Below are 18,092 nucleotides of genomic sequence, written 5' to 3' on the forward strand. Positions count from 1 at the left end.
CCATTTTAAAAAGGGGGAATAAAATCTACTATTGAATCTCATTACATTACACTTACATTTTTGTAAGAATTAAAAAAGGTGAACGAATTTGCTCGTTCACCTTTTAGCTTGCTTTAAAGCCACCGCCAAGTACATCACGTACATCATGTATAACAACGAAAGAATCTTCATCTACCCGACTAATAACTTGTTTTAACTTAACAAGCTCTTGTTTATTAATAACAACATATAAAACTTCTTTATTTTTACCAGTATATCCGCCGCGCCCTTCTAATACAGTAACACCGCGTGTCATATTTTTCGTAATAGCTTCACGAATTAAGTCTGGTTGATTCGAAATAATCGTAACAGCCGTTTTTGTGTCCATTCCTTCTACAATGAAATCAATCACCTTCGCTCCAATGAACACAGCTACAAGTGTATACATTGCCTTTTCTTGCCCTATTATAAATACAGAACCAGCAATTACAACAATATCAATAATTAGTACACCTTTACCTACACTCCAACCTAAATATTGATTTGCTAACTGAGCTAAGATTGCTGATCCTCCCGATGTACCTCCGGCTTTGAACATACAGCCTAATCCAATACCCACAAATAAACCAGCAAATAAAGCTGCTAATAATGTATCACTATTTACATGATACTCAATATGTTCTGTAACGTATAAAAACAAAGATGTTTCTACAATCCCTAAAATTGTATAAATCATTGTTTTCTTATCAAAAAATTTATAACCAATAGCTAGTAAAATTGCATTTATAGCAAAATTCACAATCCCTGGTGACCAATCAAATAAGTAGTACGTAACAACCGTTAAACCAATAATTCCACCTTCCGATAAACGGTTTGGAATTGCAAAGTAATTAATACCAATTGCGAATAATAATGAACCAATTGTAATTAGTGTTATTTCCTTTATACGTTGATTAACCATAGTTCATACCCTCCCCCCATTTGACATTGTATCACTATCTCCTAGAGGTTTAGAAGTGGTTTTTATTCCGCATTTTCCCTCTTAAAAATTGAAATATTATGTTTAAACAGAGGGTTGATTAATTATTCATATTTGCTCTAACTACATGGACAAATCGCTCCACATTCCCTTTCTGAATATGCTTAGCTCTAACCGTTTCATGATTATAAGTAAACTCAAAGTACGAATGAAAATCTATGCTATCTATATGCAAATATGGGTACTCTTTAAATGTTGAAGGATAGTACGGAAATTTCCCGTAAAAAAGGAGACGTCTAGTAGTGGCAACAAAAATTCCATGTTGGTAACATAACATAAAATTATCCTTCTCAAAGATCCCTACTACAAAGGCTAACATTTTTTCGTTATCCTCTATATACTTGTTCACACTTAATAAAAGTTCATTCATGCATATCCCTCCAAATACTATTCTTGAAAAGAATCCATGGATTGTTACAAACCGGTTTAACTCCTTTATAAAGTATGAAACGCGTTTCCTGTCAAAGGTATTTCAAAAAAATAATCCGTTATGCGATTATACACATAACGGGTTAAAATTAAACTGTAGAGCGTTCCACAAGTTCGTATGGAATTTCCAGCTTTTCTTGTTCAGAACTCTCTTCATTCACTTTTCTATGCAACATTTCAAAAGCAGTTTTCCCTATCTCCTTTAAATTTTGATCAATAGTTGTCAATTGTAACACTTGCGAGATAGGTTGATTATCAAAGCCAATAATCGCTAAATCCTCAGGAACTTGAATCCCTAATTTTTCAACCTCTGTCATAACCCCAATCGCAACTTCATCGCCTGCTACTATTAATGCTTCAGGAAGATCCTGCATCTCTTTTAACTTATGAGCCACTTTCACACCATCTTCTAGTGTAAAACATTCTGTAAAAATCCATTCTTCATTAACCTCTTCGTCTATAGATTGCAATTGCTGTTTATAAACATCAAAACGCTTTTGACTACTCGGCCCTAATTTTCTTCCCGTACAATAACCAATTTTTTTATAACCTTTCTCAATCAAATAATCCATTCCTAATTGAAAGGCCGCTGAATGATTCGTATATACACTTGAGATGTTTGAAATATCATTATTATCTTCACAAGCAATTATTGTGCCGTAAGAAGCATACGGTTCTATCGTTTCCCAATCATTTGCACGTGAACAAATAATAAGACCATCCAATTGTTTTGTTTTTAACATATGTAAACTTTTCATTTCTTCTTTTTTATTATAATTCGTTTGGCAAAGTAGCACCCTGTAATTATGAGTTAACGCTCCCTCCATCATTCCCCCTACCATTGCATCAAAGCTCGGGTGATTAATGTAAGGTAGAATTACACCAACAATATTCGTCTTCCCTTTTGATAAATGAACAGCATTTGCGTTTTGCGAGTAATTCAATTTCTCAACTATCTCTATAACCGCTTTTCTTTTTTCTTCACTTACATATGGGTGATCATTCAACACTCTCGAAACAGTCGTAACTGAAACTCCCGCCATCTTTGCGATATCTTTAATATTAGTCATACACTCACCTCTATCTTTAACTTAATGAATCCCATGAACATATGTCAAATCTTCTTATCATTACACCTTCATTCGTTTCTCTTACAAAAGTGTAATTTTTCTGTAAGCTAATTCGATAGTGACTTTCCGCAACATTTCATACAATTAAGTCAGAAACAAGGTAACAACTATTCGAAAAGGAGCGGATTAATATGATGAACAAAATAAAAACGAACAATTTCTTACATACAATGGGCATGGTATTTTCCGCTCTTATCGACGCAAAAGCTGTTGCTTCTACATTAAACAAGTAAGGAGAATGTATTATGAATAACATCACTTTTAACAAATTAGATTTTTTAGGACTAGCTAGTGGCTCGATTCTTCTTACTGCTTTTATTTACGCCGCTACGCTTGTATAACTTTGTGTCCCCTTTCCCCTTTATATAGAAAAAGACGACCGTCTATGCCCGGTCGTCTTTTCTTATTTTTGATTTGATTGCAAAGCTTCTTTTAACTCCTCAAACTTCTCATTTAATTGATCTGTCATCATTTTCATAGCAGTTTTTCGATCTATTTGTTCTCCAGCCTCAATTTGAATCGGATCTCCAAAAATCAATTGTGCCTTTTTCCCCTTTATTAATTCTTTTACACTTGATGGACCAACATAAGCTGCCGGCACTAAAGGTACATTAGAACGCATCGCAATTGTCACAGCACCCGCTTTTAATGAAACATCTTCCGCTGATCTCGTTCCACTCGGAAAAATCCCTACTACCTTTCCTTCTTTTAATAAACGTGATGGAATTTTAAGTGTACTTGGTCCCGGATTCGCGCGATCTACAGGGAATGCATTTACATTTTTAAAGAACCAATTTTTGAATTTCCCTTCAAATAATTCTTTTTTTGCCATGTAATGAATTTGAGTTGGGTACATCCCTGTAGCTAACATTAATACATCCATAAAACTTGTATGTGTACACGCAACAACATACGGACCACCTTCCGGTAACTTTTCTCTTCCTTGCACTTCTACTTTCCCAGCTGTTTTAAATATATATTTCAACAAAAATGTAATTGGTTTATACATTGGTTTCGTTCCTTTCTAAACATCCGAAGTATAATCATATTCTTATAACGATTATAACACTAAGTTTTAGGAGTTGGTAATAAAATTAAGTATGAATTGTTAAATTTCAATTCTTACAAAAGTGTAATTTTCTTGTAAGCTAATTCGATAGTTACTTCTCACTATATTTCATACAATTAAGTCAGAAACAGGGCAACAACTATTCGAAAAGGAGTCGATTGATATGATGAACAATATGAAAATGAACAATTTCTTACATACAATGGGCATGATATTATCAGCTCTTTTCGACGCAAAAGCTGTTGCTTCTACATTAAACAAGTAAGGAGAACTCATTATGAATAACATCACTTTTAACAAATTAGACTTTTTAGGATTAGCTAGCGGCTCTCTTCTTCTTACTGCTTTTATTTACGCTGCTATGCTTGTATAACCTTGTGTCCCCTTTCCCCTTTATATAGAAAAAGACGACCGTCTATGCCCGGTCGTCTTTTTAATTTTTTCTTTCTTTCAATTCTTTTAAAAGCTGTATTAGCTCAGCTTGTTGTTTTATCTTTTTACGACCATTTCGATTAATTGCTGCAAGCTCACAGGCAACTCCGACGGCGAAGAAAAACAATAAACTTTCTAACATGTGAAATCCTCCATTTGCCTATTAAACAGCTTGACGTAATTGTTCTTCTTGTAAAACTCTCTTATTTATATTTTCTTCTTTTCTCTGACAAACGTTATTGCGAATAAGCGCTGCAATAACAAGTACAGTCCCTATAATATCAAACATTGTGATTTGATACCCTTGCATCATCATAATAGCTAAAGTCGTAATTGGTACAAAATTAATAAATAAAATCCCATTAATGGATGATAAAATTTTCACACCATAGTTCCAAGCAAGTAGCGCTACAATACCTGGCAATGTCATCATAAATAACAAATCATATTTCACAATAGAAATCGTTCCCATACTCGGAACTGAAATATATCCAAGCGACGTAATAATTACCGTTATAATCGCTGTAACAGTCGTACCGAATACACACGTCAACGTAGAATAACGTAATATTGACCAATCACTACAAGTTTGACCACCCATCGTATAAATAACCCACCCTACAACACCAATAAATATAAACGCTAATGGGAACATATTATCTTTCAATGTTACAAAGAAACTCATGTCACCTTTTGTAATAACAAACACAGCTCCTACAAAAGCAATAACCATACTCGTTATCATATACTTCTTCGGTTTTATATGCTTATATCCCCATAAAATACAAATAGAAATCATCGGCATAAGTGCTTCCATAATGGAAGCTACCATTACACCCGACTTACCCATTAACATTTGCCCTAAAAATATGAGGACATTATATACTGTAAATGCCATCGTTCCAAAAAAGACGAGTAACTTTCCTCTTCCCTCTAAACAAAATGCCTGTTTTCCTTCTTTCACTAACAACAATACAATCAGCATTATCGCCACTGCTCCATAGCGAATAAGCGAAAAATAAAATGGATCTATGTATTCTAGTGCATGATCAGCAACTGGAAACATCGCTCCCCATGACATACTCGCAATTAAACACGCCAAAGCCCCTATTATCATTTGACCTCTTCTCACCGCAATCCCCCGTTTCTTTCTATTTGCACAAAGAGAATTGTAAAAGAAAAAATATATCACGTAAAATGATTCAAAATGATGTTAACTATCATTTATAATGATAGTTAACATCAAGGGGGATTACAAAATGGAATTACGAGACTTACAAATCTTTAAAAGCGTTGCCGATCAGGGTAGTGTAAGTAGCGCAGCAAAGGAATTAAATTATGTACAATCAAATGTAACTGCACGTATTAAACAACTAGAAAACGAATTAAAAACCCCACTCTTTTACCGCCATAAACGAGGAATGACTTTAACAGCTGAAGGAAGAAAAATGCTCGTTTATGTTAGTAAAATTTTGCAAGATGTCGACGAACTAAAACAAGTATTTTTAGATAGCGAAACACCTTCTGGTATATTAAAAATCGGTACAGTCGAAACAGTAAGTACACTGCCTACCATTTTATCTTCTTACTATAAAAGTTATCCGAATGTCGATTTATCATTACAAGCAGGTCTAACAGAAGAATTAATTAGAGAAGTACTTGATCATCAATTAGATGGCGCCTTTATATCAGGTCCTATTAAACATCCACTAATCGAACAATACGATGTTAGTACAGAGAAATTAATGCTTATAACACAAAATAAAGCCTTTCATATAGAAGAATTTACAACAACGCCTCTACTCGTTTTTAACCAAGGATGTGGATACCGCTCCAAACTAGAACGTTGGCTTAAAGATGAAGGTTTGCTACCAAAAAGAATTATGGAATTCAATATATTAGAGACAATATTAAACAGTGTTGCACTCGGTCTCGGAATTACACTCGTACCACAGTCTGCTGTCCATCATCTTTCTAAAGCAGGTAAGGTACATTGTCATGCAATCCCTGAAAAATACGGCAGTATTTCAACGGTTTTCATACGCCGTAAAGATAGCTATATGACGAATTCAATGCGTAGTTTTTTAAAAACAATTGAAGACCATCATCATATCAATATGCTGTGAAAGACATTCTTACATGAATGTCTTTTTTTCTTACAAAAGTGTAAGTCTTTCGTAAGCTAATTCGATAGTTGCAAGTATCCATATTCCCTATAATTAAGACATAAGCAGGGCAACAACAACTCGAAAAGGAGCGGATACGCATGATGAACAATATGAAATCAAATAAATTTTTAAATACAATGGGCATGGTGCTATCCGCACTTGTCGATGCAAAAGCTGTTGCAACTACATTAAACAAATAAGGAGAGATTATAATGAACAACATTACTTTCAACAAATCAGACTTTATCGGACTTGCAAGTGGAGCTACTCTTCTTACGGCTTTCATTTATACACTTGCTCAAGGTCTTATTTAACACTTTGTTTCCCCAAACCCCTTTATATATAGAAAAAGCTGCTCGTCTTATAGACAAGCAGCTTTTTAGTTTGTCCCGCTTTAATGGGCAGTAAGACCCCCACCTCAAAATTCAGCGAAAGCAAAGAAGTTAGGTAGGGGTCGGGCTGCCCATTAAAGTCCGATTGGTTCAACTAATAATCAGTGGGGGATGAAGAACCCCCCACTGATTAAAGTTTCACTTTATTTCATATACAATTTGACCTGTTTTCGTAATATCATATCCGCCAATCGCATTTAATTCATTATGAAATTCTTCCGATTGCAGAATGTCTTTCACAACTTCAATCAGCTCTTCATTTTCTTTATTCTTCAAAATTACTAAATCATACTGTTCTTTCATGATTGGAATAAAGTCCACATTTACAATTTGCGAAAACTTTTCTGAACCTACTCCTACATCAGCTTTTCCATTTGCAACTTGCGTGGCAACACCAAGATGATTCGATTCTTCCCATTCATATCCACTAATATCAGCTTTATTTAATTTTTGGATTCGTAATTGTTCATCCACTAACACTCTAATACCAGAACCCTTTTCTCGATTCACAAACTTTATAGTGGACCCGGATATGTCAGCCCATGTCTTTATTTTCTTCGGATTTCCTTTTTGAACATAAAACCCTACATTTCTGGACAATAAATTAATCATAAGACATGGCTGTCCTACTAAAATACGTTTTACGTAAGGAATATTATATGTACCCGTTTCACCATCAAACAAATGCAAACTAACGATACTTCCTTCTCCTTGATACATTTTCACTAAACTCGTTAAGCTACCTTGATACGCTCTTAAAACATTAGAACTTGGCAAACGATTTTCTATACGTTTAGCTAACATATCTAACGTTAGTTCTTGACCACTAATAATACACGTGTTCAAGATACTACTACCATCGTTTTTTACAGGATTAACTTGTACTTTTCCTGTTTTCATTTGCTTTATATATTGATCTAAATCTGCTGCATCAATGCGCATCTGTCTACCAACTCTATAAGAAGGAAGTTCTCCTTTTTTAATTAAGTCGTATACAGTTAATTTTGATACTTTTAATCGCTTTGCTACTTCTTCCGTTGTGTAGGAATGATGATCCATAGACGATTCCTCACTTTCTCCTTTCATTGTAACAAAGAAAAGAATATTTCTCCTATTTTTTAAAAATAGATATATGTTCAAATTATATTCAATTATAACTAGTTATAATTAGTTATATTTAGTTATAATTAGGTGTATCAAAATGAAAGGGGATTTTTTTATGAATAAATTTATATTACGTTCCATCGGGGCACTTATACTTTCTTTCCTTCTTATATTTAGCGCTGCTTGTACAAATGGGGAAAAGCATACAAAGCCAGCTGCTAAAGAGGATAAAACAGTTGAACTAACTATCTCAGCTGCTGCAAGCTTACAAGATGCATTAAAAGAAATCGAAAAACAATATAAAGAAAAAGAGCCAAATATCAAACTTTCTTTTAACTTCGGTGCTTCTGGAGCACTTCAACAACAAATTGAACAAGGTGCACCTGCTGATTTATTCTTCTCAGCAGCAGAAGATAAATTCCAAACCCTTGTAAAAAAAGGATTCATTAATGAAAAAGAAGGGAAAAATCTTCTTGGAAATGAACTAGTTCTAGTCATCCCTAAAGATAGTTCTCTTACAAAATTTCAAGATTTAAAAGATGAGAAAATCAAAAAAATTGCACTTGGTACACCTGAATCTGTACCTGCTGGCAAATATGCAAAGGCTTCTCTAACACACGAAAACCTTTGGAATGATGTTCAAAATAAAGTCGTATTTACAAAAGATGTTCGCCAAGTGTTAACATATGTAGAAACAGGGAATGTCGATGCTGGTATCGTATACAAAACAGATGCTCTCATTTCGGATAAAGTAAAGATTGGTGAGACAGCAGCAGCTATTTCTCATGAGCCAATCCACTATCCTTTAGGTGTTATAAAGGAATCTAAACATAAGAAAGAGGCGACTTCATTTTATGAGTATTTGCAGTCAAAAGATGCACAATCTATCTTTAAGAAATATGGATTTACAGTCCTGTCGTAATTACTATGAGCATTGATGCTATTTTATCGCCTGTCTTTCTATCTTTAAGAGTAGCTGCATGCGCCACTATTCTCGTTACAATTTTAGGGACAATTGTCGGGCGAGCACTAGCTCGCTCCTCATGGCGATATAAAGTACTATTAGAAACCATATTTTTATTACCAATGGTACTTCCACCAACTGTTATCGGCTTCTTTCTCATTATCATCTTTGGAAACAACAGCCTGATCGGAAAGTGGGTTGAATCATTATTTCAGCAGTCTATTATGTTCACATCTACTGCTGCGATCATTGCTTCTACAGTTGTTGCATTTCCGCTTATGTACCAATCAGCGAAAACGGGATTTTCTATCGCAAATGTACAAATTGAAGAAAGTGCTCGTGACCTTGGCGCAAGTGAATATCAAGTTTTTCTGCACGTTACACTTCCGCTCGCATTTCCTGCCTTACTAAGCGGGATGATTTTGAGCTTTGTCCGCGCGCTCGGTGAGTTTGGTGCTACACTCATGTTTGCCGGGAATATCCCTGGTAAAACACAGACAATCCCGACTGCAATTTACATGGCCATTGACGCAAGTAATATGCAACTCGCCTGGACACTTGTAGTTATTACTATCGGTATGTCACTCGTATTTCTACTATGTATTCAACTTATTAATAAAAGAATTACTAACTCTTAAAGCAGCTTTTTTCGAAGCTGCTTCTTTATTTCTTAGGAAATAAAATATACCACCGGGAAATAACTGAATTTTACCTCTTATTAAAATATACATTTTATTTGAATTCACTTTCTAAAATAGGCAATTTCCTGTTATTATATGGAGGTGTTTCAAAAAATGAAGAAATGAAAACGCATTTATATCGTGAATTCTTCATCCTGTTTTAGCGATCGGTAATCTTCTACTCTATTAGTGGGGCATTACCGATCGTTAGAACGATATGTAACTATATTGGTATAGCAAACCGAAGGGAGTCTTGTAATGGACATTTTATTAGCGCTTCTTCCTGCAATTGCATGGGGAAACATCTTATTAGTAAGCGTAAAAATGGGCGGTGGTGCATATAGCCAAACGGTAGGTATGACAATCGGTGCTCTATTCTTCGCAACAATTATGTATGTATTTACTCAACCAGCTTTAACAATGACAATCTTAATTGTTGGTTTTATTTCAGGTTTATTCTGGGCTTTAGGACAAGTAAACCAATTAAAAACAGTTGAAAAACTAGGTGTTTCAACTACTGTAACGATTTCTACTGGTATGCAACTTGTTGCAACTTCTATCTTTGGGGTTATCGCTTTCCGTGAGTGGACTACTACTACAACGATCATTCTGGGAACGATTGCAATCCTATTAATCGTAGTTGGTGTTGTATTCACATCATTAGATGATAAAGAAAATGCTCAGCCACCTGGACAATTGAAAAAAGGACTTCTTACTTTAATTGTTTCTACTTTCGGCTATCTTGTATATGTAATTATTATTCGTTGGTATAATATCGATGGTTGGTCTGCTATTTTACCACAAGCAGTTGGTATGTTTGTTGGGGCGGTTGTACTGACATCTAAACATAAACCATTTAACAAATATGCAATCCGTAATGCTTTATCTGGTTTACTATGGGGAACTGGAAACTTATTCTTACTTCTTTCACTACCACGTGTCGGAGTAGCAACAAGCTTCCCATTATCTCAAACTGGAATCGTTATCTCAACATTCGGTGCGATTGTATTCTTAGGTGAAAAGAAAACAAAACGTCAATTGATCTTTATTGCACTAGGTAGTGTTTTAATTATTGGCGGCGCTGTATTACTTGGTATGACAAAAGCATAATCTTATATTCTATTAGTAAACCCCTGGAGCATATGTGCTTCAGGGGTTTTTCAATTCTAATTATTTTCTAGATATAGTTATTTGTATGTTCTTGTCCCTTATAATTGCTCTTCCACTCTAGCAAACCAGCTACACATATAAAGAGATTAATAACAGCTAATATTAGCATGAATTTCCGCCTTCTCATTATCCATTCCATCTACGATAAGTCTTTTCTTTTTACAAAATTCTCTTAAAGATGTTATCGTTTTTTATAACATATCTCTACTGGAAAGGAATAAAGGATATGCTCACTAAACATCGAATTCTATTTATTGGTGCTGGTCGTATGGCAGAAGCTATATTTTCCGGATTACTTAAAACAAGCAAAGAATACATTGAAGAAATTATCGTTTCTAACCGAAGTAACGTAAAAAAGCTAGAACAATTACAAGCACGATATAATGTGTCTACTGCAACAGATTGGAAGCAGCATGTTACATCTGTTGATACGGTTGTTTTAGCAATGCCACCTTCTGCTCATGAAGAGTTATTAGCTGAGCTATCTCCGTTAATATCAAATCAACTAGTCGTAACGGTAGCAGCTGGCATTGGACCATCTTATTTAGAAGCTAGACTCCCAAAAGGCACGCCTGTTGCTTGGATTATGCCTAATACAGCTGCTGAAATTGGCAAGTCTATCTCCTTATATACAATGGGACAATCAGTAAACGAGATACATCAAGAAACCTTGCAACTACTTTTAAAAGGTATTGGTACTTCGCAACTTTGTACTGAGGAAGAAGTTCATCAGCTTACTGCAGTTACTGGAAGTGCACCAGCCTTCCTTTATTACTTTGCTGAAAGCTTAATTGAAGCAACAAAAAGTTATGGAGTTGATGAAGAAACCGCAAAACATCTTGTGATTCAAATGATTTCTGGCTCTGCTTCTATGCTTGAACAAACGCAAAATCCAGCTAACCTTCGCGAACAAGTAACAACGCCAGGTGGTTCCACAGCTGAGGGTCTCAAAACTTTATACAAATATAATTTTTCAGAGGCAATTCAAAAAGCAGTAGAAGCAACAAACAAAAAAGCTAGGGGGAAATAATATGATTTTAACAAGTTTAAAAGACTATACAACATTACATAACGGTGTAAAAATGCCTTGGTTTGGTTTAGGTGTTTTTAAAGTAGAAGATGGTTCAGAAGTAATTGATTCTGTAAAAGCAGCAATTAAAAATGGCTACCGCAGCATCGATACTGCAGCAATCTATCAAAATGAAGAAGGCGTTGGGCAAGCGATTCGTGAATCCGGTGTTTCACGTGAAGAATTATTTATTACCTCAAAAGTATGGAATAGCGATCAAGGATATGAAACAACACTTCAAGCATTTGAAACTACATTAGAGAAATTAGGTCTAGAATATTTAGATTTATATTTAGTACATTGGCCTGTAAAAGGGAAATATACTGAATCATGGAAAGCATTAGAAACACTTTATAAAGATGGCCGTGTTCGCGCTATCGGTGTGAGTAATTTCCACATTCACCACTTACAAGACGTATTTGAAATTGCTGAAATTAAGCCAATGGTCAACCAAGTGGAATACCACCCACGTTTAGCACAAGAAGAGTTACATGCATTCTGTAAAGAACATAATATCCAGCTTGAAGCTTGGTCACCATTAATGCAAGGACAACTACTAGATAATCCAACGTTACAAGAAATTGCGACAAAATATAATAAATCAACTGCGCAAATTATTTTACGTTGGGATTTACAAAACGAAGTTGTAACAATTCCCAAATCAATTAAAGAACATCGCATTATTGAAAATGCAAACATCTTCGACTTTGAATTAAGTGCTGATGATATGAAAGCAATTCAAGCTTTAAATGAAGATCGTCGCGTTGGTCCAGATCCAGATAACTTTAACTTCTAGTAGAAAAACCACTGCCATATGCAGTGGTTTTTTCATTTAAGAAAACTGAAAATTTAAACTATATTTCATTTAGTTGACACTTCATTATTCAAGGTGTAAGATTTTGAATTATCAAAGAAACACAAAAATTAATAAAATTTATTCGTTTACTCATTGTATCAAGAGAGGTGGAGGGACTGGCCCTTTGAAACCTCGGCAACAGGTTCATTTTGAATACTGTGCCACTTCCTGCAAGCTTTATGCTTGAAAGATAGAATGAGGGACTTCGTTTATATACGGGTGCATAACTTGTACGTAAAAATCCCTCTTTCTCAATATGAAAAGAGGGATTTTTTATTTTTCATTTCCCTCATCATCATCCAAACTTAATTATTTAGGAGGAAAATCAAATGAAAAAGAAGTTTGTACCCGGTATTGCATCAGTTGTAGGAGTAAGTATTTTATTAACTGGTTGCGGTAGTTATAAAAACGAAGCAAGTGGAGTAAATGCAAAAGACGAGGCACCTAGTAAACAGGTTTTAAACTTATCTTCACCTACTGAAATACGAACAATGGATACGGCTCGTGCTACAGATACTGATTCTGGTCAAGTAATGAGAAACGTATTTGAAGGTTTGTATAATCTTGGTGAAGGTAACAAACCTGTTCCTGGTGTTGCAAAATCTCATGAAGTAAGTGGCGATAAAACGAAATACACATTCCATTTGCGAGATTCAAAATGGTCAAACGGCACTCCTGTTACAGCTAAAGATTTTGTGTTCGCTTGGCAACGTGCCGTAGATCCAGCAACAGCCTCTGAATATGCATTTTTATTCTTTGATATTAAAAACGCAACAAAAATTAACAACAAAGAACTTCCAGCCGACCAACTTGGTGTAAAAGCAGTTGATGACCATACGTTTGAGGTAGAATTAGAGCGTCCTGTTCCTTATTTTATTAGCTTAACAGCGTTCCCAACATTTCTACCAATTAATGAGGAATTCTTTAAAGTACAAGGTGATAAGTACGCTTTAGAAGATAATACAATCTTGTACAATGGAGCTTTTACACTAAGCGATTGGAAGCACGAACAAAGCTTTAAATTTAAGAAGAACCCTACCTATTGGGATAAAGATACTGTCAAACTAGAAGAAATCAATTTTAATGTCGTAAAAGAAAAATCAACAGAAGTAAATTTATTCGAGTCAAAACAATTAGATCGTATAAAACTAACATCTGACTTCGTCGATAAATATAAAAAGGATGCTAACTTTAAAGAACGTCCAAACGTAGGCGTACAATTTTTACGTATGAATCAACAAAACAAAGTACTTCAAAACGTTTCTGCACGCCAAGCAATTGATCAAACAATTGATAGAAAATCCTTTGTAAATACGTTATTAAATGATGGCTCTACACCAACATTTGGTCTCGTTCCAAAAAACTTTGCAAAAGGACCTGAAGGAAAAGACTTCCGTACTGCAAACGGCGATTTAACAAAAGTTGATACAAAATCTGCACAAGAGTTATGGAAAAAAGCTAAACAAGAGCTTGGTTCTGAAAAGATAACATTAGAATTATTAACGAGTGATGCTGACCTTGATAAGAAAACTGGTGAATTCTTAAAAGGACAACTAGAAAAGAATCTAGATGGATTAACAGTAAATATAAAACCTCAGCCGCGTAAGCAACAAGTTTCGCTTTTATTAAAAGGTGACTACGAAATCGGAATTGATGGCTGGAGCCCTGACTTTGCGGATCCAATTACATTCCTTGAGCTATTTACAACGAATAACCCTTATAACTTAGATCATTACTCTAATAAGGAATTCGATGAAACAATAGCAAAAGTGAAAACAACTTTAGCTGGTGATGAAAAAGCTCGCTGGGAAGCATTACTAGCATCCGAGAAAATATTATTTAAAGACTCTGTTATCGCTCCTCTTTACCAAAAAGGCGAATCTTATTTAGAACGTTCTTATGTGAAAGGAATTGTGCAAGTAGACTTTGCAGGTCAATTAAACTTCAAGTGGGCAAAAATTGAAAAATAAAGTGAAACTTTAATAAGTGGGGGTTTCTTCATCCCCACTTATTATTAGCCCACACCAATTGTTTTTTTAGCAAAATATATTAAAAATAGATTCTCTCACACATGAGAATCTGCTTTTTTAATATATTATTCTAAGAAATTAACAATCTATTTTTATTATTGACATATAGTTCTTTTCAGTGTCAATATTCTAAATAATCAAAGAAACAAAATATTTAACCATCAAAATATAATGTCTACTACGTTGAAACATATAACGATAGATTATAGTTCAACATGTATATACATATAGAACACCTGATTACCTATAAACAAATATTTATAATAGGTTTTATCTCCTTCTATAGCTACTTCAAGACACGGACATTATGACGTTACGAACAACACATTTAGGGAGGAACGAACAATGAAGAAAAAAGTTGTACCTGTTGTTGCATCTGTTTTAGGGGCAAGTCTATTACTAACTGCTTGCGGGGGAAATAAAGATAATGCAAGCGGAGCGAAAGCAAACGATAAAGCACCTGATAAACAGGCAATTAACTTATCATTCGCTTCAGAAATTCCAACAATGGATGTTGCAAAAGCAACGGATGGGGAATCCATGAACGTAATGCGTAATGTTTTTGAAGGGCTATATGCAATGGGAGAAGATAATAAACCGGTTCCTGGTGTCGCTGAGTCGGTTGACATTAGTCCCGATAAAACAAAATATACATTCCATCTCCGTGATTCAAAATGGTCAAACGGTACTCCTGTTACAGCAAAGGACTTCGTCTTCGCTTGGCAACGTGCCGTAAATCCTGATACAGCAGCTGAATATGCATTCTTATTCTTCGATATAAAGAATGCGAAACAAATAAACCAAAAACAATTACCGGTTGATCAATTAGGTATTAAAGCTGTCGATGACAAAACTTTAGAAGTACAACTAGACCGTCCTGTTCCCTACTTCTTAAGCTTAACTACATTCTCAACATTCTTACCAATTAATGAAGAGTACTTAAAGTCTCAAGGCGATAAATATGGTTTAGAAACAAATCATTTAATTTATAACGGTGCTTTCACATTAGATAACTGGAAACATGAACAAAGCTTCCAATTGAAGAAAAATCCTAACTATTGGGATGCTAAAACTGTAAAATTAGAAGAAATCAACTTCAATGTCGTTAAAGATAAGTCTACAGAAGTGAACTTATATGATTCAGGACAAATTGATCGTGTTGCTTTAACTGCAGAGTTTGTTGATAAATATAAGAGCGATCCAAACTTCAAAGAACGCGCTGAAGTCGGCATTCAATTCTTACGATTAAATCAGAAAAATGAAACATTAAAAAATCAACATGCACGCCTTGCTATTAACGGCGCAATGAATAAAAAAGCTTACGTAGAAACAATCTTAAATAACGGCGCTGTTCCAGCTGAAGGAATGGTTCCTGCGAAATTTGCAAAGAGCCCAGAAGGCAATGACTTCCGTAAAGAAAATGGAAATCTAGTCAAGGATGATGTGAAAACAGCGAAAGAAAACTGGAAAAAAGCAAAACAAGAACTTGGTACTGACAAAGTAACAATCGAACTATTAACAAGTGACAATGCTTTAGCTAAAAAGACTGGTGAATATTTAAAAGGTGAATTAGAAAAGAACCTAGATGGATTAACAGTGAATTTAAAACCACAACCACGTAAACAACAGCTAAAACTACTATTAAGTGGTGACTATGAAATTGGTATTGACGGCTGGGGCCCTGACTTCGCTGATCCAATTACATTCTTAGATTTATTTACAACAGATAGTGCTTATAACTTCGATAAATACTCTAACAAAGAGTACGATGAGCTAATTCATAAAGTGAAAACAGATTTAGCTGGCGATGAAAAAGCACGCTTTGAAGCAATGAAGCAAGCTGAAAAAATTCTATTACAAGACGGCGCTGTCGCTCCTTTATACCAACAAGGCCGTTCTTACTTACAACGCTCTTTCATTAAAGGACTTGTAACAACTGACTTCGGTGGTGAGTTTAACTACAAGTGGACAGAAGTTACAAAATAATAAGTGCTAATAAAAAGGTATCCATTGAGGATACCTTTTTATTTTATACTTCTTTAACTACAGAGCTTCTTCTTCCCTTTACCATTCCTTTTATAGCTAAAGTCATCACTGCTACTGATTGTGTAACCAATACAATAACTAATAATGAAATAATATTTCTCTCTAAACTAACTCCTCCAAATATTATTGTATAATAGCCATTCGCTGCATATGTTGCAGGAAATAATTCACTGATTGTTTGATATGTTTTAGAAAGCATTTCATGTGGCACAGTTACAACCATTTGTGTTAATGAAAGAAATGCGAAAAAGACTATTGTCAATAATCCTCTTTTCCTTCTTTTTGCATTGAACCAAAACTCATCATAAATATAAACACAAACATCAAATATGTTCTCCACGTCAAAGAAGGTATATGCCCTGACCAAAGATAGCTAACTAAATAATTAATTCCCATAATACAAGACGATATTACTAAACTAATACTTATTAGTTTTACATATTTGAGCATATCTTTTCTCCTTGTTTTTTATTTTTCTACTTCTTCAAATTGCAGATTCACCGGCTCTTCTAAAAGTGTTTCATAAAAGTTCTCTGCCAAATCTGTTGAAGGAATTTTTTCATCTACTTCATCAAAGCGAATACTATCTAGCCACACACAACCTTCTCCTGATAATAAAACACCAAATGCAATACCAAGTGCTTCTTCTTTTATATCTAATACAACCGAGTACGATTGCCAGTTATTCTTATTTTTAATGGGGCGATTTTGCATATTATCCATAGCGAGCGGTTCTGTATCTTTTCCATCTACTCGCATCCACAATCCTGCCCAATCTCTTACATTTTCACTCTTAACAAATGCTGTAAAACGTAATCTCTTCCCTACATATTTATCCGCTCTGAACATTTGCATTAATGTTGAAAATCCTCCGTTCGTAACATTCTCTTTTGCTTTTATGTATGCAGATACTTTTCCTTGATGGACAACTTCATAATCTAAACCCATCTCATATTCAGCAGGATGACTCCCACTTAAGATCCATCCTTTCGGTATACCTTTTTGCATTGAAACACCCTCTCTTTCTATATAAAATGACTGAAAGTACTTTCGATATTTCTTTGGTGGCAATTGAAACATTCTTTTAAAAGCTCTCGTAAATGCCTCTTGTGAGGAAAAACCGTATTGCAGTGCAATATCAATAACAGCTCTCTCCGTTGACACTAAAACTTGCGCAGCATGAGTTAACCTTCTCTTTCGAATATAATCCGTTACACTCATCCCAACATATCTTTGAAAGATGCGATGAAAATGGTACATCGATACGGCACTGTGAGATGCCACTCTTTCTGTTGTAAGCTCCTCATGTAAGTGATTCTCTATATATTCAATTGATTTTTTTATTATCTCTTTATATTCTTCATGCATTTTAGCCCCTCCCTCACAACTTCAATTTACCATATACATACAAATCGTTTTTGATTTAAATTGCGGATTAGCCCTTGTGACTGCAGGATAATAATTTATTTTCAACACATACATAATTACATGTTTTTGGGAAAAACTTGTATAGAACGAATTTACATAAGGAGGAA

At 34.7% G+C, this 18,092-nt stretch carries 21 protein-coding genes and 1 riboswitch; of the genes, 11 read left to right on the forward strand and 10 right to left on the reverse strand.

What is annotated here, in order from left to right:
* Positions 1–103 precede the first annotated feature (103 nt).
* From DN404_RS25505 to DN404_RS25515, 3 genes are all read right to left on the reverse strand, one after another.
* Positions 104–940: a YitT family protein gene (locus tag DN404_RS25505; protein ID WP_000248038.1), complete on the reverse strand. Its 837-nt coding sequence runs from the start codon at positions 938–940 to the stop codon at positions 104–106.
* 118 nt (positions 941–1,058) lie between these two features.
* Positions 1,059–1,388: a PH domain-containing protein gene (locus tag DN404_RS25510; protein WP_001004230.1), complete on the reverse strand. Its 330-nt coding sequence runs from the start codon at positions 1,386–1,388 to the stop codon at positions 1,059–1,061.
* 148 nt (positions 1,389–1,536) lie between these two features.
* Complete coding sequence (locus tag DN404_RS25515; RefSeq protein WP_006919721.1) at positions 1,537–2,517, reverse strand: LacI family DNA-binding transcriptional regulator; 981 nt, start codon at positions 2,515–2,517, stop codon at positions 1,537–1,539.
* 305 nt (positions 2,518–2,822) lie between these two features.
* Here DN404_RS25515 and DN404_RS25520 point away from each other — a divergent pair, with 305 nt between their 5' ends.
* Complete coding sequence (locus DN404_RS25520) at positions 2,823–2,918, forward strand: DUF3948 family protein (RefSeq protein WP_001059999.1); 96 nt, start codon at positions 2,823–2,825, stop codon at positions 2,916–2,918.
* 62 nt (positions 2,919–2,980) lie between these two features.
* On the opposite strand, the gene DN404_RS25525 is transcribed toward DN404_RS25520, so the two are convergent.
* Positions 2,981–3,586, reverse strand: coding sequence for a lysophospholipid acyltransferase family protein (locus DN404_RS25525; RefSeq protein ID WP_000277778.1), 606 nt, complete (start codon positions 3,584–3,586; stop codon positions 2,981–2,983).
* Positions 3,587–3,923: 337 nt separating this feature from the next.
* Here DN404_RS25525 and DN404_RS25530 point away from each other — a divergent pair, with 337 nt between their 5' ends.
* Positions 3,924–4,019 (forward strand): DUF3948 family protein, encoded by a 96-nt coding sequence (locus DN404_RS25530; protein ID WP_064774791.1) that lies wholly within the window; start codon positions 3,924–3,926, stop codon positions 4,017–4,019.
* A 60-nt stretch (positions 4,020–4,079) separates the two neighbouring features.
* Here DN404_RS25530 and DN404_RS25535 read toward each other — a convergent pair whose 3' ends face one another.
* Together DN404_RS25535 and DN404_RS25540 are read right to left on the reverse strand one after the other, a co-directional pair.
* Positions 4,080–4,220: a YrzO family protein gene (locus tag DN404_RS25535; RefSeq protein WP_000894065.1), complete on the reverse strand. Its 141-nt coding sequence runs from the start codon at positions 4,218–4,220 to the stop codon at positions 4,080–4,082.
* Between the two features lie 21 nt (positions 4,221–4,241).
* Positions 4,242–5,210 carry a DMT family transporter gene (locus DN404_RS25540; protein WP_149215604.1) on the reverse strand — a complete coding sequence of 323 codons (969 nt, stop codon included), beginning with the start codon at positions 5,208–5,210 and terminating at the stop codon, positions 4,242–4,244.
* Between the two features lie 127 nt (positions 5,211–5,337).
* On the opposite strand from DN404_RS25540, the gene DN404_RS25545 reads away from it, so the two are divergent.
* Positions 5,338–6,204 carry a LysR family transcriptional regulator gene (locus DN404_RS25545; RefSeq protein ID WP_000423031.1) on the forward strand — a complete coding sequence of 289 codons (867 nt, stop codon included), beginning with the start codon at positions 5,338–5,340 and terminating at the stop codon, positions 6,202–6,204.
* A gap of 254 nt (positions 6,205–6,458) precedes the next feature.
* Positions 6,459–6,560, forward strand: coding sequence for a DUF3948 family protein (locus DN404_RS25550; protein WP_001060017.1), 102 nt, complete (start codon positions 6,459–6,461; stop codon positions 6,558–6,560).
* Positions 6,561–6,776: 216 nt separating this feature from the next.
* On the opposite strand, the gene DN404_RS25555 is transcribed toward DN404_RS25550, so the two are convergent.
* Positions 6,777–7,697, reverse strand: a complete 921-nt coding sequence (locus tag DN404_RS25555; protein WP_006919713.1) for a substrate-binding domain-containing protein — start codon at positions 7,695–7,697, stop codon at positions 6,777–6,779.
* A 160-nt stretch (positions 7,698–7,857) separates the two neighbouring features.
* Here DN404_RS25555 and modA point away from each other — a divergent pair, with 160 nt between their 5' ends.
* The 7 genes from modA (at position 7,858) to DN404_RS25590 (ending at position 16,497) form a co-directional block, all read left to right on the forward strand.
* Positions 7,858–8,664, forward strand: coding sequence for a molybdate ABC transporter substrate-binding protein (gene modA / locus DN404_RS25560; RefSeq protein ID WP_149215605.1), 807 nt, complete (start codon positions 7,858–7,860; stop codon positions 8,662–8,664).
* A gap of 5 nt (positions 8,665–8,669) precedes the next feature.
* Entirely contained in the window at positions 8,670–9,344 is a 675-nt protein-coding gene (modB, locus tag DN404_RS25565) for a molybdate ABC transporter permease subunit (protein WP_119682844.1), read from the forward strand.
* A 300-nt stretch (positions 9,345–9,644) separates the two neighbouring features.
* A complete protein-coding gene (locus DN404_RS25570; protein WP_000353544.1) occupies positions 9,645–10,496 on the forward strand; it encodes a GRP family sugar transporter in 852 nt (283 codons plus the stop codon).
* Positions 10,497–10,782: 286 nt separating this feature from the next.
* The gene (gene proC, locus DN404_RS25575; protein ID WP_149215606.1) at positions 10,783–11,586 is read left to right on the forward strand and encodes a pyrroline-5-carboxylate reductase; all 804 of its coding nucleotides are present in this window, start codon (positions 10,783–10,785) and stop codon (positions 11,584–11,586) included.
* Position 11,587: 1 nt separating this feature from the next.
* Positions 11,588–12,421 (forward strand): aldo/keto reductase, encoded by an 834-nt coding sequence (locus DN404_RS25580; RefSeq protein ID WP_000604203.1) that lies wholly within the window; start codon positions 11,588–11,590, stop codon positions 12,419–12,421.
* A 152-nt stretch (positions 12,422–12,573) separates the two neighbouring features.
* A riboswitch (SAM riboswitch) is annotated at positions 12,574–12,678 on the forward strand.
* 132 nt (positions 12,679–12,810) lie between these two features.
* Positions 12,811–14,451, forward strand: a complete 1,641-nt coding sequence (locus DN404_RS25585; protein WP_016124193.1) for a peptide ABC transporter substrate-binding protein — start codon at positions 12,811–12,813, stop codon at positions 14,449–14,451.
* A gap of 405 nt (positions 14,452–14,856) precedes the next feature.
* Positions 14,857–16,497 (forward strand): peptide ABC transporter substrate-binding protein, encoded by a 1,641-nt coding sequence (locus DN404_RS25590; RefSeq protein WP_000731090.1) that lies wholly within the window; start codon positions 14,857–14,859, stop codon positions 16,495–16,497.
* A 43-nt stretch (positions 16,498–16,540) separates the two neighbouring features.
* Here DN404_RS25590 and DN404_RS25595 read toward each other — a convergent pair whose 3' ends face one another.
* The 3 genes from DN404_RS25595 to DN404_RS25605 are packed head-to-tail and all read right to left on the reverse strand — an operon-like array spanning position 16,541 to position 17,925.
* Positions 16,541–16,819 (reverse strand): hypothetical protein, encoded by a 279-nt coding sequence (locus DN404_RS25595; protein ID WP_000156944.1) that lies wholly within the window; start codon positions 16,817–16,819, stop codon positions 16,541–16,543.
* Positions 16,816–17,007, reverse strand: a complete 192-nt coding sequence (locus tag DN404_RS25600) for a hypothetical protein (protein WP_000922547.1) — start codon at positions 17,005–17,007, stop codon at positions 16,816–16,818. Before DN404_RS25600 ends, DN404_RS25595 begins: the two co-directional genes overlap by 4 nt.
* A gap of 18 nt (positions 17,008–17,025) precedes the next feature.
* Complete coding sequence (locus DN404_RS25605; RefSeq protein ID WP_149215607.1) at positions 17,026–17,925, reverse strand: helix-turn-helix transcriptional regulator; 900 nt, start codon at positions 17,923–17,925, stop codon at positions 17,026–17,028.
* Positions 17,926–18,092 lie beyond the last annotated feature (167 nt).

Origin of the sequence: Bacillus sp. TE8-1 (assembly GCF_008368855.1) — a bacterium.
GTDB lineage: Bacteria > Bacillota > Bacilli > Bacillales > Bacillaceae_G > Bacillus_A > Bacillus_A cereus.

Excerpts from the sequence above, each read along its gene's own strand:
- DN404_RS25505 (WP_000248038.1), bottom strand. The coding sequence starts at position 940 with ATGGTTAATCAACGTATAAAGGAAATAACACTAATTACAATTGGTTCA.
- DN404_RS25510 (WP_001004230.1), bottom strand. The coding sequence starts at position 1,388 with ATGAATGAACTTTTATTAAGTGTGAACAAGTATATAGAGGATAACGAA.
- DN404_RS25515 (WP_006919721.1), bottom strand. The coding sequence starts at position 2,517 with ATGACTAATATTAAAGATATCGCAAAGATGGCGGGAGTTTCAGTTACG.
- DN404_RS25520 (WP_001059999.1), top strand. The coding sequence starts at position 2,823 with ATGAATAACATCACTTTTAACAAATTAGATTTTTTAGGACTAGCTAGT.
- DN404_RS25525 (WP_000277778.1), bottom strand. The coding sequence starts at position 3,586 with ATGTATAAACCAATTACATTTTTGTTGAAATATATATTTAAAACAGCT.
- DN404_RS25530 (WP_064774791.1), top strand. The coding sequence starts at position 3,924 with ATGAATAACATCACTTTTAACAAATTAGACTTTTTAGGATTAGCTAGC.
- DN404_RS25535 (WP_000894065.1), bottom strand. The coding sequence starts at position 4,220 with ATGTTAGAAAGTTTATTGTTTTTCTTCGCCGTCGGAGTTGCCTGTGAG.
- DN404_RS25545 (WP_000423031.1), top strand. The coding sequence starts at position 5,338 with ATGGAATTACGAGACTTACAAATCTTTAAAAGCGTTGCCGATCAGGGT.
- DN404_RS25550 (WP_001060017.1), top strand. The coding sequence starts at position 6,459 with ATGAACAACATTACTTTCAACAAATCAGACTTTATCGGACTTGCAAGT.
- DN404_RS25555 (WP_006919713.1), bottom strand. The coding sequence starts at position 7,697 with ATGGATCATCATTCCTACACAACGGAAGAAGTAGCAAAGCGATTAAAA.
- modA (WP_149215605.1), top strand. The coding sequence starts at position 7,858 with ATGAATAAATTTATATTACGTTCCATCGGGGCACTTATACTTTCTTTC.
- modB (WP_119682844.1), top strand. The coding sequence starts at position 8,670 with ATGAGCATTGATGCTATTTTATCGCCTGTCTTTCTATCTTTAAGAGTA.
- DN404_RS25570 (WP_000353544.1), top strand. The coding sequence starts at position 9,645 with ATGGACATTTTATTAGCGCTTCTTCCTGCAATTGCATGGGGAAACATC.
- proC (WP_149215606.1), top strand. The coding sequence starts at position 10,783 with ATGCTCACTAAACATCGAATTCTATTTATTGGTGCTGGTCGTATGGCA.
- DN404_RS25580 (WP_000604203.1), top strand. The coding sequence starts at position 11,588 with ATGATTTTAACAAGTTTAAAAGACTATACAACATTACATAACGGTGTA.
- DN404_RS25585 (WP_016124193.1), top strand. The coding sequence starts at position 12,811 with ATGAAAAAGAAGTTTGTACCCGGTATTGCATCAGTTGTAGGAGTAAGT.
- DN404_RS25590 (WP_000731090.1), top strand. The coding sequence starts at position 14,857 with ATGAAGAAAAAAGTTGTACCTGTTGTTGCATCTGTTTTAGGGGCAAGT.
- DN404_RS25600 (WP_000922547.1), bottom strand. The coding sequence starts at position 17,007 with ATGCTCAAATATGTAAAACTAATAAGTATTAGTTTAGTAATATCGTCT.
- DN404_RS25605 (WP_149215607.1), bottom strand. The coding sequence starts at position 17,925 with ATGCATGAAGAATATAAAGAGATAATAAAAAAATCAATTGAATATATA.